Genomic DNA, 14,500 nt, shown 5'->3' with positions numbered 1-14,500 from the left:
TTAGTATAGAAAATATCCATTCAAGTAGGATAATTAATGAAAGATAAAAATGGCTGTCGCTTTGCTCCATACACATTCGCCTGGGCCGTTCATATATTCACTGCTAGTGCTGTTTTTGTAGGCTTATTAAGTCTGGTTAAAATATACCAGCACCAATACGTTCTTGCACTCTGGTTAATGGCATTAACGGTTGTTATTGACTCTGTAGATGGCTCCCTGGCACGATTGGTTCGTGTAAAAGAAGTTTTGCCCAAAATAGATGGCACGTTGCTTGATAATATGGTGGACTATCTAAATTATGTGGTAACGCCTTCTTTTTTTCTACTCGTTAAGCCAGATATGCTTCCTTCTGATTATGCATTATGGCTTATTTTCGCACTTACGCTTGCTTCAGCCTATCAATTCTGCCAAGACGATGCCAAGACACCCGATCATTTTTTTAAAGGCTTCCCTTGCTATTGGAATTTTGCTGTTTTTTACATGTTTATTTTTGACACATCCATGACAACCAATGCTTGGATTATAGGTATTTTATGCTTTTTAATTTTTGTCCCTATAAAATATGTTTACCCATCACGGCTTGATTATCTTACTCAATCGACCACGCTAAAAATACTTATGCATACTTGTTCAATTATTTATGGGATAAGCTCTGTTCTATTATTATGGAACTATCCGCAAAGTAATCCAATCTTGCTGAGCATTTCTTTGGGGTATGTGGCGATGTATTTAATGTTAAGTATCTACCGTACTTACTCACCTATGATCATCGCAAAAATGACAATTGGTAAACATTAATTAAAACTATGAACTGAAATGTCAACTCACCCTAATATTGGACTTTGATTTTTTTTAAATTAAAATAAGACCACTAAGATTGCTTCTGAGACTGTTCATGACACTTAACAAAGTTATCATTATTTTTACATGTATGGCAATTTACGTTGGGACAAGCAAGGCAGGTAGTTTCCCTCGAGGGTGCGAAGTATCAGGTTTTGGTTATAGTGATAATTATCTTATTGTGAATGAAAAAGGCGAACAAACATTCTACCTCATTCAAAATCGCTCCAATACCCAAATTGAGCTTGAGCGTTATGAAACACGTGAAGTTTTCATGAGCCCCACATTAAAAAGCAAATTAGATCCATTACGTTGGGCAGCCTTTGCATCAGATGTTGAAAATCTCCATTTTAAATGTTTTACTCATACAGATAACACTACTGCGATGGTGAATTGTAGTGACGTTCTTGAAGTCTGCCAATATCCTCGTGTTAAATTCGCATTGAGTAATATGGGTAATTATTGGGTATCAACAAATAAGCCACAAGCTCAGGTAATTAAAGATGCCATCGCTAAAGGAATTTTACTTCGTTGGTAGTTCCGTAGGTAAAAAAATTATTTCATTATGCATTCTTTTCGCTGGTATAATTGGCGCATTGATTGTTTTACTCGGTTTTATTCAAACAAAATCTCAAATTTATTACGTCTCAGGCGCCTCTTTACTTCTTCTTACAGCTATTTATTACAAATTAACTTATTTTATTGCACTTGAAATCATTCTCCTTTCTGGTTATGGTGCCGAACTTTTAGGGATAGGGCCTATTTTACAGATTGTACTTCCAAGTTTGTTAACTTTACAAATGTTGGTTTATTATCTGTTAAGCGGTCAGCTTAAGAATGTCTTTCGCTTGTTTGGTGTCATAGGTATTGCCTTGCTTTCAATAGGATTTTCTTTTAAAAACAATTGGATTTTTTTATTTGGAAGCTTGGCTGTGGGACTCTATGCACTGGATAATGTTTATCGTGGCAAATATGTAGCCTTATTATGGGCCGTCTTAAATTTATTTTTTGCCTTTGCTATGGCTTTGGCTATTTTATTGTAGATAGGAGGAATGTATGGCTAAAACACCATCAACGATGTTACCTCTTGGGACACACGCACCTGATTTTTCATTACTGGATGTTGTTAGTGATAAACCTGTTAGTCTCACTGCCTCCCAGAACATCGTTGCAACGGTGATTATGTTTATTTGTAATCATTGTCCTTATGTAAAACATATTAATCATGAGTTGACTCGGTTGGCTAGGGACTATCTATCAAAGAATGTTCGTTTTATTGCAATTAATTCCAATGACGTTGAAAATTATCCTGATGACTCGCCTGATAATATGATAAAAACTGCCCAGAAACATCATTATCCGTTTCCTTATCTCTATGATGAAACGCAAGAAGTTGCCAAAGCTTACCATGCTGCGTGCACTCCGGACTTTTTTGTGTTTGATAAAAATCTTGTTTTGGTTTATCGAGGACAATTAGATGACTCCCGTCCTGGAAATGACATAGAGCCTGATGGATATTCCATACGAACGGCACTGGATTGTCTTATCCAAGAAAGCCCTGTGCCTGAAAATCAAAAACCCAGTATTGGCTGCAATATTAAATGGAAAAAGTAATGGAATATCAGCTTATATTTTACGTACCGGAAAGCCATGTTGATGAAGTTAAACAGGCCTTATTTGCTCTTGGAGCAGGAAAACAAGGCGCTTATAGTGAAACATGCTGGCAAACATTAGGGCAAGGCCAATTTCGGCCGCTTGCAGGAGCTAATCCAACCATTGGTGAATCAGGAGAGTTAACTTTTGTCAATGAATATAAAGTTGAAATGCTTTGTTCTGCCGAATTAATTCATTTAGTCGTAAAAAAACTAAAAGAAATCCATCCTTACGAAGAGCCTGCTTATGCAGTCATCCACTTAGAGTCCTACTGATTTTTAATTCATAATGAAGGCTGATTCATGTTATTTATTAACCAAATAAATTGATTTTTATTCAAAATAAAAATAAAATAAACCACAAGATTTATTATTAAGCAAAATTTTGGGCGAGGGAATGCTGATCTTTCTTAGGAGTCCCCATGCCTTTAACCGATACTGGTTACGTATTACAATATACTGGCCTACGATTCACCGATGATTTATTTACTCTTGATAAAAAGTATATTGATCCGGATACCTCTTTGTCGCCATTCCAAGCGTTTGTTGAGCGTTTTAGCAACCTTGGCGCTCTTGTGATTCGCAACCATTTATCTCATGGCAAGCGTGCAGGGCTACTCCAACAGATTGCGCGAATTGACTATACAACGAACCCCGTTGAAAGACCTGCCGAAGGGCGAGATGAAACCGGTTTGTTTTTCCGTGAAAAAATGGGTGGTCGGCCAATGCATGCTTCTGTCACTGCAACACAAACATACGAACACAATGCGCATTGTACTTTAGGACAAAGTAAAGTATTAAATACCAGAGCCCAACCTTTAATTCATGTGAATTCAAGAGGATATTATGGAGAACAAGGCATCTGGGATATTATTCATTCGCCTGTGTGGAATGTTGGTCGCAGTATGCAATTTGAGCTAAAAAACCAAGGTTTTAAATACGTCGCTTGTCCAGTAGGGACAACACCAGAACAACGAGCGCTGCTTGACCATGCAATTCGTACGTATCATCAACTTGATGGCACTACCTTACGCCTAGACGATCACTCAGAACTTTTTACAGCAGACATTCCAACTCTTGATATCATCACCGATGATAAAAAAACGTATACTTCTGAAAGTAATGGACTGGCCATTCGAGTCAAGTTCAGTGGTGCCCCAATGGATCCTGCTCCATTAGGTTGGATTATTCATGAAGCAACTGGTGAAATTTTACCCCAAGATATCACTGAAGACATCATACGAGTAACGGCCATATCAAAGGGCGAATTCTATAAACGCACCAAAGCCCAGCAGGCCATTTTGCAGGCAGGTCGTTTGAGTAATACATCCGGATTAGGATTATTTATTCAAAATCAAGCCTTTAATGCTATGTATCATATTTTTGATCATTTACAAAAATATGATTTTGATCCACGTCCTATGCTAGACGGTACTTTGTCCGCCATGAAAAACCGGCTAAAAGAAAGACTTGAAAGGGAGCCTGATGTGATTGATGACCTACTAACAGGTGCTTTACTGAATGAATTAGTCGAGCCCTTACACGTCACCCGTTCTCGAAGTGAGCGAGAAACATTACCTATCCGATTCACAAATTCAAGTCATATCTGCTGCAATAATCTTAAAGCGATTGCCTATGCATTTGACTTAAAAGATTGCGAAGGAGCAATCTTATTTAAGGCTTATGATGACACGCCCCTGGTTGAACCATCACCCACAATGATTGATGTAAAACTTAATGGTGAATTAGCAACCCCTTCTTTTAACACGGGAATGCATGTAAGTGCTGTACTATCCACAGCCGATTTAGTCGCTGAGCAGATGATACTGGAACAACTCTTAGCCAGATCGTTGGAGTCTGAAGCTCCGATAGAATCCAGCGATTTATATAAATTATGCATCGATGTTTTAGAGGATGAAGAAAAAGCAAGAACATTGGTTACTCAACTCATGGAGTTAGCCAGAACAATTGTGGTTTACGGTAAAAATCCTGACGCGCCAAAATTAGCTTTAGGCTTGCAATACAGTTACTGTCAGGATTTAGTTACTTTATTGCGTGAAGGTTTGGGACTTGAGCAACTAGCAAGAATAAGCTGTTTATTTGGCTTCCCGGGGAAATCAACTCAAGAAGTGATGGACGAAATGAGTCAAGGCGATCAAGAGAAACTTCAAAAAATGTTGAAAGCATTATATAAGATAGGAAATCACTTACAAAGCTCCCCCTCTACGTCTGTTGAAGCAGAACATGCTCATGGTATTAATACAGGAATTATTCCCCTGATTGAACATTTATGCCCATCACTCATCCCAGAACTGCATGGAATCATGAGTCTTCGACCTAAAGCCAGTGTTCCTGCGGCCACACTAGAAAATATGCATAGACGACTCTCCACACAGGATTTTATGAAAGGTTGTCCTTTTCTTGCACATCGTCGAAAAGAAAGCAGTGCACCCGTAGTAACACCGGAATCATCCACCTATACCTATACGGCTGAAATTGCCCAATTATTAGGCGGTATCGGTCATTTTCTTTGGGAAAATAAAACTCATATTGCTGTAGCTGCTGGAGCAATTGCTGCAAATTACTTGATGTAAAAAGAAATAAATTAGGACTGAACGTATGTTAAAACCTGGTTACTTCTAAATAGCAACCAGGTTTTAAGAGATTATTTAGCTTGAACAACTTCCACTTTTAAGTTTGCTATGACATCACTGTGTAGATGAATTTCAACTATGTAATCACCCACTGAATGCAAAGAACCTTCTGGCATGACAATTTCACGTTTATGAACTTCAATAGAACGCTCAGATAAAGCATCTTTAACTTCATTCACACCGACTGAACCATACAATTTGCCTTCGTCACTTGCCTGAGCTGATATAACCACAGTAATATCATTTAATTTAGCGGCACGTTGCTCTGCTGCAGCTAAAGATTGTTGTGCTTTTTTCTCTAACTCAGCACGTCGTTGCTCAAACAATTCAATATTTTTTGCCGTTGCGAAAACAGCTTTATTTTGCGGAATCAAAAAATTTCTACCATATCCAGCCTTGACAGAAACTTTATCGCCTAAATTTCCCAGATTTCTCACTTTCTCTAATAAAATAACTTCCATCATAAACCCCTTCATATTTTCATCCGCAGCTTCATCGTTCTTCTTAAAATTAAGAATACGATCTGGGCAGATATAATCTAAAATTAAATAAACTATCTAATGAACCTAGCACCACATAGATAGGCAGCATCACCAATGGCATTAACAACAATGGCGTTATCAACAATAAAAATGAACCTAACAGTCGTTTTTTCGCAAACAGATTAAAGCCTAAGCTTAATCCTGAAAGTAAAAAATAGGCTATTAATACTGGCAAAATATTTATAGCAAGAATATTATTATGACTTGCAGCAAACATCATAATGACCAGCAAGAATAATCCTAATTTTTCACTGCGAAAATCAAGCATCTCTTTTCTAAAGCCACCAGGATAATAAAGCTGGGATTGCAAGGAACGCGCAAGCATCAACGACAAAGTCGCAGAAAGAACAATCCCTGCAGCTTGGATACCAAGCAAATAATTCGCCAGCATCAAATCCTTGGCACCATGACTGCTATTTACAAATTCCAATAAAGCATTATCGTAGTGTAAATCTCGTAAAGCAGCTTTGAAATAAAGAAACTGGGCCATACTAAAATCTGGCAACATGGTCTGCAGTAACATCATAACGATAAGTACTTGTAGAAAAAAACCTCCGGCCACTGCCCGCCAACTGGCGGTCGTACGCAACAGAATGGCAGCAAGGTAACACGGCGTAAAGATAAGCAACGTGTTGATGAGAGCAAGTTTTGCTGTCAATGTTGTCAGCGAGAGAGAACAATGAGCCAGAAGGACAGCCATATACATCAAACCACCTTCTCGACTACCCTTTCGCAACGTGACTAAAGCAATTAATGCCACAGACAACCACGATGTGTAAGGAAGCAATGCCAATACCACTGCACATAATGCTGCATGCCATGGATTTTCTAACAAAAACTTAGCCTGATTACGCATAAACATGCTCAACCTGGTCATTTTTTACTGATGTCGATCACAATAAGGCAGCAAGGCAAGAAACCGTGCATGTTTTATAGCCTTGGCCAATTGCCGTTGAAAACGGGTTTGTACGCCAGTGATTCGGCTAGGTACAATTTTACCTGTTTCAGTAATGTAATTTTTCAATAAATTAATATCTTTGTAATCGATATCTTCTGCACCTTCTGCGGCAAATCGATTCATTTTTTTGCGACGAAAATAAGCTGACATAACAATTCTCCTCTTAAGCTGCGCGAGTTTCTTTTTCTTTTCTCATCATGACGGATTCTGTAGTAATAGCATGCTTTTGCTTAACTACTAAATATCTTAGTATTGCATCATTAAATTTAAATGCGGTTTTTAACTCGTCCAGCGCAACTTGATTACACTCAATATTCATCAAAATGTAATGAGCTTTATGAACATCATTAATTGGATAAGCTAACTGCCTGCGTCCCCAATCTTCTTTACGATGAATGGTTCCTTCGTGTTTGGTAATCAAACTTTCATAGCGCTCAACCATAGCAGGAACTTGTTCGCTTTGATCAGGGTGCACTAGAAAGACAATTTCGTAATGTCTCATGAATTCTCCTTTTGGATTACAGTCTTCCCGAATTAATTCGTGGTAAGACAAGGTTTTAAAAAGCGCTTAATCATAACCGATTTGAATGTATTGAGCAATTTTTTGCTTTGATTTTCAGGTGAGACAAAGGGAAGATACTTTACGCCCTAGAGTCATGCATACCATGATTGCTTTAATTATTTAGACAGATTGGATACCCTGGCTTCCTTCCATTTTTAAGCAAAACAAAATCGTATTTATTTTTTATTGATGTTTTTTGTCAGATTGCATTTATCGAACAAATAAGTTATAACATATTAAAAAATAAAAAGGTTTTTTCATGTATATCATAACTGTCCCTTTTGAAGAACCATTAATTATTGATATTAACGGCGAACTGGTTCAGATAGTTGCCTTTAAAACTCAAGAACATGGCAACATCAAATTTGGCATCAATGCTCCTCGCTCAATTAATGTCCACCGGGAAGAAATCTATCATGCAATCAAGCAGAAAGAGCAAGCAGCCACTGAATAATTAATACGACAAAATCATGCATACTCTGAAAACACCATGCATCATTTCTACAGGTGCAGGATTGAGTGGCTTTTCCATTATTGTCATGGCAATCAATTATTTTTATTACCAATACCCTGGTAATAATTACATTCCACCAATTTTTGTAACCATTGCTCTCTTTTTACTATTAACGTATTCGGGAGCAATCTTGCAATATGGTCGCTCTGGTAACTTAACATTAATGATAAAAGAGGCCATTTATTATTATACCGTCGTCATGATCCTGCTTTTTGCTTGCAATGCAATTCAATACACGCCTTTCCCGCCTATTGACAAATACATTATGAGATTTGAATCATCACTGTACATTAATATGGAAGGCATCGTGCGTTGGACTCGCGCTCACCCTGTCATTAACACGTTATTGGTGTATTCCTATCGAACACTCGACTACCAGTTAAACTTTATCCCCTTGTTGGTGATCGCAGCAAAGCGTTTTCAATTAATGCGTGAGTATTATTTTTTATTGTTCTCAAGTGCACTTATTGGGTACACCTTTTACTATTTTTTCCCGACAACTGCTCCAGCCAGTGTCATTGATAGTCCATTATTTTTTGAAGCTCAAAGAGCCACTGGACTAAAATTTCATCAAATTCACAGTTACATACAGCCCACAACCTTGGAAGGAGGCATGATTGCAACGCCTTCGTTCCATGCAATCTGGGCTTGGTTTTGTCTATATTTGCTACGGCCATGGCCTATTGCATTTGGACTTTTACTTATTGTTAACCTGTTATTATTTGCTTCTTGTATCCTTTTAGGTTGGCATTACCCCATTGATCTAGTTGCCAGCGTTGTTATTGTCCTTATTGTTCATAAATTGTATTCATTTTGTCAGCGGCCTTTACGCACAAAAGCGACCTCACTCATGCATATCAACGCATCAGATTGATATTTTTCGAGGGACACCACTTAGGAGGTTAAGCTCTTGCTGCATGGCTTTCTGATTGATTAAAGAAGCAGTTGCACCTAAATGCTTTAGAAGAGGCTCTACCAACGTTTGAATATGAGTGCCGCGCTTTTCTTGCAACATAGGATGAGCTTCCATGTAAACAATGTCATCCAGTTGGCCAAATTTCAATGGTTCATTAATGATCTTAACCTGAGTGCCAACATTGACTAGTTCATATAAATATTCTATGTCATCAGGCAACATACGAATGCAGCCTGCACTGGCCCGCATCCCAACACCATCTGCATGATTCGAGCCATGAATAAGATAAGTTGACCAACCTAGACGCAACACATAACGCCCAAGAGGGTTTGCTGGACCAGGAGGGAATTCTTCTGGCAACAATTGCCCCTGCTTAGTTGCATAAGCTTTCAGATTTACTGTTGGTCGCCATATCGGATCTTTTTGTTTTGCAATAATGTGGGTTACACCAATTGGTGTATTCCATCCTTGACGCCCAATCCCTACCGGCTGGGTAATAACTACATTATCATGTTCTGGAAAATAATAAAGCCGATATTCTGGCAAGTTAATCACTATTCCACGTCGAGGTACTGCAGGCAAGACAAATTGTGACGGAATTAAAAGTGTTATTTGGGGGGATAATGGTTGCTCTTCGTCAGCGTGAGGATTCGCTCGCCGCATTTCTTCAAAACCAATATCAAAACGTATGCCAACCTCACTTAATGTTTCACCCGGGTGGGGATGAGCAAAAAATAACTGGCCAACCACATCGCCTTCCGCAGGGAGTGCATAGATGGCAGCAGTCAAATGGTTCGCATACAGCAAAAAAAGAAAACTCTTTAAAAGCTTGTGTATCATAATGATTTCCTGATTCAGAACAATTCCTCCTAACCTCTCTTTTCAAAAAGGGTGTTGCGTTACCTCCTTTTAAAGAAAGGCTGGGAGGGATTTAATACATTATGATTAAGGATTTTAAAAAATATTACAAACCAGCATCCGCTCTAAACCGTTCTCCATATTGCGTTTCCAGCTGTGAAAACAACTCATTGAGTTTATCTCGGCCAAAATGCTTGGCGTAATGCATAGGACCGCCGCGAAATGGTGCAAACCCTGTGCCAAACACCATTCCCGCATCCAGTAAATCAGCATCAGTAACGACCTCTTCACGCAAACAGGCAGCAGCCTCATTCACCATACGCAAAATCAGGCGGTTTGCAATTTCCTTTTCATTACCTTGACTGGTTACTTCATGTTTTACAGGTTTCCCATTTTTGTATCGATAAAAACCTTCTCCTGATTTACGGCCTAATTTGCCTGCTTTAACCATGTCTTGTAATTTTTGCGGAACTTTACCGCCAAAATGACCCGTTAAATTCTCTGCAACGGCGAGGCATACATCCATTCCTACCGTATCAGCCAGCTCTACAGGTCCCATAACCATACCAAAGGATTTTGCGGCTTTATCAATAAGTTCGGCACGATAGCCCTCATCAAGCAATTGCACACATTCCATTAAATAGGGCATCAGGACACGATTCACTAAAAATCCCGGACTGGATTTAACGGGCAGCGGTAAACGACTAATTTGATCGACAAAAGAACAGGCAGCTTGTGCAACTTCTTTTGATGTCTTAGAACTACTGACTACTTCGACCAAATCCATTTTTGCCACAGGATTAAAAAAGTGAATGCCCACCAGTTTTTGTGGATGATTCATGACCATACTGATTTCATCAAGCGGAATGCTTGAAGTATTCGTAGCGATAATGGCATTGGGTTTTGCTCGCTCTTCAACCGTTTTCATAATGGATTGTTTTACATCCAGATTTTCATATACGGCTTCAATAATAACGTCAGCACGAGAAATACCGTATCCTTGCGGGTCGGCGATTAAGCGATCGGTTGCTGCCTGAATGTCTCTTGTTGTTCGCAGTTTTTTCTTAAACAACTTATGCGCTCTTCCAATAGCCGGAGCAATATGTTCATAGGATCTATCTTCTAACGTTACACGCAATCCTTTTAAAGCACACCATGCTGCAATGTCACCACCCATGACCCCTGCACCGATAACATGAACATGTTCAGCTTTAAACTTACTTTTTTTAGCAAAACCTTTTAAACGTTCACGCAACTGAAAAACTCGAATCAAATTCGTCGCGGTTTCATTTTTCGTAATAAGCTGCTCTATGGAATCAACTTCTTTCAAATATGCTCTTTCATCATAACTGCTCTCTTTCTCCCATAAATCAATCACAGAAAAAGGGGCTGGGTAATGTTCTTTCCGGACTTTTTTAGCAACTTGCTTACGAAATGCCTTAGCCAATAAGATTCTAGCCCATGCATGGTTGCTTAAAGATTGTAAAAAGGTTGGCTTGTGTTTTGGCGGCTTATTTTTCACATAATAGATTGCAGCACGCTCAAGTTGACGAAATGGCATGACATCATCTACAAAACCTAATTTTTTTGCCTTATGGGCCGACAAGGCTGAGCCAGTTAAAATAACTTCTGATAAAGCATGAAACCCACCAATCAATCTAGGCAAACGTACTGTTCCACCCCATCCTGGATGAATGCCAAGTAAAACCTCAGGCAACCCTAACCGCGTGCTCTTATCATCTGTTGCTATACGATAATCACACGCTAAAGCCAATTCCAATCCTCCTCCCATACAAAAACCATCAATCATTGCAACGGTTGGAATAGACATAACTTCCAAACGGTTAAATACAGCCTGGCCTTTTCGTAAGAAATCCACAGCACGTGCTGGATTATCAAATTTAGAAAATTCGTTAACATCAGCTCCGGCAATAAACCCTTTTGGTTTAAGCGAATGAATAATTAAACCTTTCACATCCTTTTCTGGTGCTATCTCCTGTAAGAGACCATTGAGTTCATCAAGCACTTCGTCATTAATGACATTAACGGATGTATCTTGACGATTCAAACCGAGCCAAACAATGTGCTCTGAGTCTTTTTTCATTGTCCAATGTTTATAATTACTCATGTCCTTTTACCTCTGTTGTTCGCTCCAGAAACATCGCTCCGCCCTGGCCACCACCAATACAGATCGCTGCCATGCCACGTGTTCCATTTCGTTGTTGTAGATCTTGTAATACATGCAATACAATGCGTGCACCACTTGCACCAATTGGATGCCCAGCGGCAATTGCGCCACCATCTTTGTTTAAAATATCACGAGATGGAGCTCCCATTGCTTGTTTTAGCCCCAGGTGAGTGCGGCAATACTCATCATCATCCCAAGCGGCAAGACATGCAAGCACTTGCGCGGCAAAGGCTTCATTAATTTCCCAACAATCAAAATCCTGTGGTGTTAAATGATGACGTTCCATGATGGGGGTAGCTGCATGTACTGGTCCAAGTCCCATTTGAGCAGGATCTAATGCTGCCCATTGGGAATCAACGATTTTTCCCATCACGGGCAATTTATATTTTTTGACAGCATCAGCACTTGCTAAGAGTAGTAAACAAGCGCCATCCGTGATTTGTGAACTATTCCCTGCCGTTACCATGCCATATTTTTTATCAAAAAACGGTTTTAATTTTGCCAGTTTTTCAACGGTTGAATCTTCTCGAATACCATCGTCTTTAAAATACAATTCTCCTCGTGTGTCAATCATAGGAACCACTTCATGCATTCTGCCTTCATTAAATGCTTTTGCCAGTCTATGATGACTTTCACAGGAATATTCATCCATTTGTTCTCGTGTAATATGAAACCTAAATGCCAGTTTTTCAGCGGTTTGCCCCATGTTTAAGCCAACAATCGGATCCGTTAAACCACGAAGCAAGGCAATGACCGGAGCAAAATAAGAAGGCCTGAATTCTGCAACTAAACCAGTCCGTTGTCTAAACGTTTTGGCAGTGGACCATTTAGCAAGCCATGCAGCCATTTTTTGATTAAACAATAAAGGAGCATGGCTCATAGCATCCGTCCCTCCCGCCAACACTAAATGACTGCGCCCAGCAGCAATTTGCATGGCAGCATTATCCAGAGCTTGCATACCAGATGCACAATTTCGCATGACAGTAAAAGCCGGCACTTTCTCACCACAGCCAAGTCTTAATGCTGTTACTCGAGCGATATTTGCTTCGTCCGGACCCGGCATCGCAGACCCGATAATGACTTCGTCCAACTCTTTAGGGGAAAAAGGCTGGCGATTCAACAAAGGAATACCGGCTGCTACAGCCAAATCCGATCCACTAAAAGGTCCCACCGTCTTGGCTTTTAAAAAAGGGGTACGGCTTCCATCAATCACATAGACATCTTTGCCACTCAAATTTGACTTATGTTTCATTGCTCCTCCTGATATTTGCCATGATAGCTGGCAATGTCATATCAATTTGCAATATTCAGTATCCATTCTTGATGAACAAACCGATTGATATTAAAAATGATAAGTTCTGAATAATGCGTTATAAATGTCAGACTAAAGATAGCAGCAATCGCCATTTTTTGGAAATACTGTCATTCCACTTAATTATGGTTGATTAACCACTCAGCAAATAAATTCATTGGGAAATTTTCAGCTGGAGTTGACGACATCTGAATACCTGATATACTTCCCCTCCATTGATTGGAGAGATGGCCGAGTGGTCGAAGGCGCTCCCCTGCTAAGGGAGTATGGGACAAAATCCCATCGAGGGTTCGAATCCCTCTCTCTCCGCCACAAAACACGCGCCCGTAGCTCAGTTGGATAGAGTATCTGGCTACGAACCAGGGGGTCGGAGGTTCGAATCCTTCCGGGCGCGCCATTTTAAATAGCAAACTTGGCTCATCCCCAAATCCGGGGGCACTAATCAAGAACACAAAACCTTGGGGCTCATCCCCAACAAAGGGGGCATTTTAATCGAGTTAATCTAGACTAACCCTTTGATTTGACGGTCAAAAGGAAGATTAAAATGCCCCCTTAATTAGTGTAGAGCCAAATGCCCCCTTTGTTGGGGGAGAGCCGTTTAAATGTTTTGCTTTAAAACGAGAATCTTTATTCTTAAATGCGCATAGTTAACACATCAGTCGGATGAGAGAATAATCTACCTTCACAAGCTACTTCTGCACCGTGTTTTTCATATAATCGATTTAAGCTAGGCTTTAAGGTGTCTAATACAATTAAATCTGAGCCTGATTCTGCTGCCAAGGTCTTGGCCTTCTCTATGATCTGTTGGCTCTTTCCCATTTAAGGGGGCAGCTATTAATCACCCGCAGAGCACCTTAACACGCACTCTATAATTTTCAAAATTTCTAAACCCATAAGCTCTTCGCTGAATGAGTTTCATTTTGCGATGAAACCCTTCTGTGATTCCATTTGATTTACTAAACCGCCACATTCTGGCGACTTCATCTTTCCAAGCTCCCAGTGTCTTACCCAGTGAAGCTAAGGCTTTAAAAGCACTTTGTTTTAATTCAGTAAGCATGTCTAAGAAGGTAGGTATTACTTTACGACATGCCTTTTGAGTTAAAGCTCTTTTCATTAAAAGAGAATGAAGTTGTTGTTGGAATCGATAGATTGCATCGATAGCCGGATTTTGAATTAAAAATGCGTCTCTTTTAGCCCTCTTTTCTTCACTCAGGTTATCAGGCCTGGTTCTCAATAAGGCTAAGATACCTCTATTGCTTTTTATTTCACTGGAGTGATGTGGTTTAATGGATTCGGACACACCAGTTAAGAGATAATAAACTTAACTGGAGTAAAAGATATGACAATTAGAAGAAAATTTTCACAAGAATTTAAGCTTGATGCAATTAGCCTTGTAAAAGATCAAGGCTACAGTCGGGCGGAAGCAGCTCGCAGTTTGTCGCTTAATCCGAATGTGCTTAGTCGTTGGATAAAAGAGCATGAAGCAGATGAGGGTCATGCATTC

16 protein-coding genes, 2 tRNA genes and 2 pseudogenes are annotated in these 14,500 nt (G+C 39.6%); 11 read left to right on the top strand and 9 right to left on the bottom strand.

Translation table 11 applies throughout. From position 1 onward, the window contains the following. Positions 1–36 precede the first annotated feature (36 nt). The 6 genes from pcsA to ceg17 all read left to right on the top strand — a co-directional run bounded on the left by pcsA (position 37) and on the right by ceg17 (position 5,086). Positions 37–798, top strand: coding sequence for a phosphatidylcholine synthase (pcsA, locus tag E1O52_RS02995; protein ID WP_133127232.1), 762 nt, complete (start codon positions 37–39; stop codon positions 796–798). A 97-nt stretch (positions 799–895) separates the two neighbouring features. Then, a complete protein-coding gene (locus E1O52_RS02990; protein ID WP_133127231.1) occupies positions 896–1,378 on the top strand; it encodes an enhanced entry protein EnhB in 483 nt (160 codons plus the stop codon). Then, entirely contained in the window at positions 1,344–1,883 is a 540-nt protein-coding gene (locus E1O52_RS02985; protein ID WP_242602137.1) for a hypothetical protein, read from the top strand. Before E1O52_RS02990 ends, E1O52_RS02985 begins: the two co-directional genes overlap by 35 nt. Before the next feature lie 13 nt (positions 1,884–1,896). After that, positions 1,897–2,454: a thioredoxin family protein gene (locus E1O52_RS02980; RefSeq protein WP_133127230.1), complete on the top strand. Its 558-nt coding sequence runs from the start codon at positions 1,897–1,899 to the stop codon at positions 2,452–2,454. Continuing rightward, entirely contained in the window at positions 2,454–2,768 is a 315-nt protein-coding gene (locus E1O52_RS02975; RefSeq protein WP_207384165.1) for a YqfO family protein, read from the top strand. The genes E1O52_RS02980 and E1O52_RS02975 overlap by 1 nt, the downstream gene beginning before the upstream one ends. A 146-nt stretch (positions 2,769–2,914) precedes the next feature. Next, positions 2,915–5,086, top strand: coding sequence for a Dot/Icm T4SS effector Ceg17 (ceg17, locus tag E1O52_RS02970; protein ID WP_207384164.1), 2,172 nt, complete (start codon positions 2,915–2,917; stop codon positions 5,084–5,086). Positions 5,087–5,157: 71 nt separating this feature from the next. On the opposite strand, the gene rplI is transcribed toward ceg17, so the two are convergent. From rplI to rpsF, 4 genes are read right to left on the bottom strand one after another with little or no spacing between them, the layout of a single operon-like run. Then, entirely contained in the window at positions 5,158–5,607 is a 450-nt protein-coding gene (gene rplI, locus E1O52_RS02965; protein WP_133127476.1) for a 50S ribosomal protein L9, read from the bottom strand. Between the two features lie 49 nt (positions 5,608–5,656). Next, complete coding sequence (locus E1O52_RS02960) at positions 5,657–6,544, bottom strand: YybS family protein (protein ID WP_133127228.1); 888 nt, start codon at positions 6,542–6,544, stop codon at positions 5,657–5,659. A gap of 24 nt (positions 6,545–6,568) precedes the next feature. Continuing rightward, positions 6,569–6,796, bottom strand: a complete 228-nt coding sequence (gene rpsR, locus E1O52_RS02955; RefSeq protein WP_133127227.1) for a 30S ribosomal protein S18 — start codon at positions 6,794–6,796, stop codon at positions 6,569–6,571. A gap of 13 nt (positions 6,797–6,809) precedes the next feature. Next, complete coding sequence (rpsF, locus tag E1O52_RS02950; protein ID WP_133127226.1) at positions 6,810–7,148, bottom strand: 30S ribosomal protein S6; 339 nt, start codon at positions 7,146–7,148, stop codon at positions 6,810–6,812. A gap of 319 nt (positions 7,149–7,467) precedes the next feature. Here rpsF and E1O52_RS02945 point away from each other — a divergent pair, with 319 nt between their 5' ends. Further along, positions 7,468–7,662 carry a carbon storage regulator gene (locus tag E1O52_RS02945; protein ID WP_133127225.1) on the top strand — a complete coding sequence of 65 codons (195 nt, stop codon included), beginning with the start codon at positions 7,468–7,470 and terminating at the stop codon, positions 7,660–7,662. 16 nt (positions 7,663–7,678) lie between these two features. Further along, positions 7,679–8,596 (top strand): phosphatase PAP2 family protein, encoded by a 918-nt coding sequence (locus tag E1O52_RS02940; protein WP_133127224.1) that lies wholly within the window; start codon positions 7,679–7,681, stop codon positions 8,594–8,596. Here the strand turns inward: E1O52_RS02940 and E1O52_RS02935 are convergent. The 3 genes from E1O52_RS02935 to E1O52_RS02925 form a co-directional block, all read right to left on the bottom strand. Beyond that, complete coding sequence (locus E1O52_RS02935; protein WP_133127223.1) at positions 8,588–9,478, bottom strand: L,D-transpeptidase family protein; 891 nt, start codon at positions 9,476–9,478, stop codon at positions 8,588–8,590. The genes E1O52_RS02940 and E1O52_RS02935 overlap by 9 nt on opposite strands. A gap of 124 nt (positions 9,479–9,602) precedes the next feature. Then, entirely contained in the window at positions 9,603–11,624 is a 2,022-nt protein-coding gene (locus tag E1O52_RS02930; protein ID WP_133127222.1) for a 3-hydroxyacyl-CoA dehydrogenase NAD-binding domain-containing protein, read from the bottom strand. After that, entirely contained in the window at positions 11,617–12,936 is a 1,320-nt protein-coding gene (locus E1O52_RS02925; protein WP_133127221.1) for an acetyl-CoA C-acetyltransferase, read from the bottom strand. The genes E1O52_RS02930 and E1O52_RS02925 overlap by 8 nt, the downstream gene beginning before the upstream one ends. Before the next feature lie 281 nt (positions 12,937–13,217). Between E1O52_RS02925 and E1O52_RS02920 the strand changes: the two genes are divergently transcribed. Together E1O52_RS02920 and E1O52_RS02915 are read left to right on the top strand one after the other, a co-directional pair. Then, a tRNA-Ser gene (locus E1O52_RS02920) sits at positions 13,218–13,308 on the top strand. An 8-nt stretch (positions 13,309–13,316) separates the two neighbouring features. Beyond that, positions 13,317–13,393, top strand: a tRNA-Arg gene (locus E1O52_RS02915). Between the two features lie 236 nt (positions 13,394–13,629). Here the strand turns inward: E1O52_RS02915 and E1O52_RS13320 are convergent. Next, a pseudogene (locus tag E1O52_RS13320) lies at positions 13,630–13,815 on the bottom strand (GNAT family N-acetyltransferase); the annotation flags it as partial. 19 nt (positions 13,816–13,834) lie between these two features. Next, positions 13,835–14,263 (bottom strand): annotated as a pseudogene (locus E1O52_RS02905) (transposase); the annotation flags it as partial. 72 nt (positions 14,264–14,335) lie between these two features. Between E1O52_RS02905 and E1O52_RS02900 the strand changes: the two are divergent. Further along, positions 14,336–14,500: transposase (locus tag E1O52_RS02900; protein WP_133126957.1), on the top strand; the 165-nt coding region annotated here is incomplete at its 3' end.

The sequence above is a fragment of the Legionella nagasakiensis genome, assembly GCF_900639915.1.
GTDB classification, from domain to species: domain Bacteria; phylum Pseudomonadota; class Gammaproteobacteria; order Legionellales; family Legionellaceae; genus Legionella_A; species Legionella_A nagasakiensis.
Note: the sequence above shows the minus strand (reverse complement) of the source record. Positions and strands in the feature narration are given on the sequence as shown.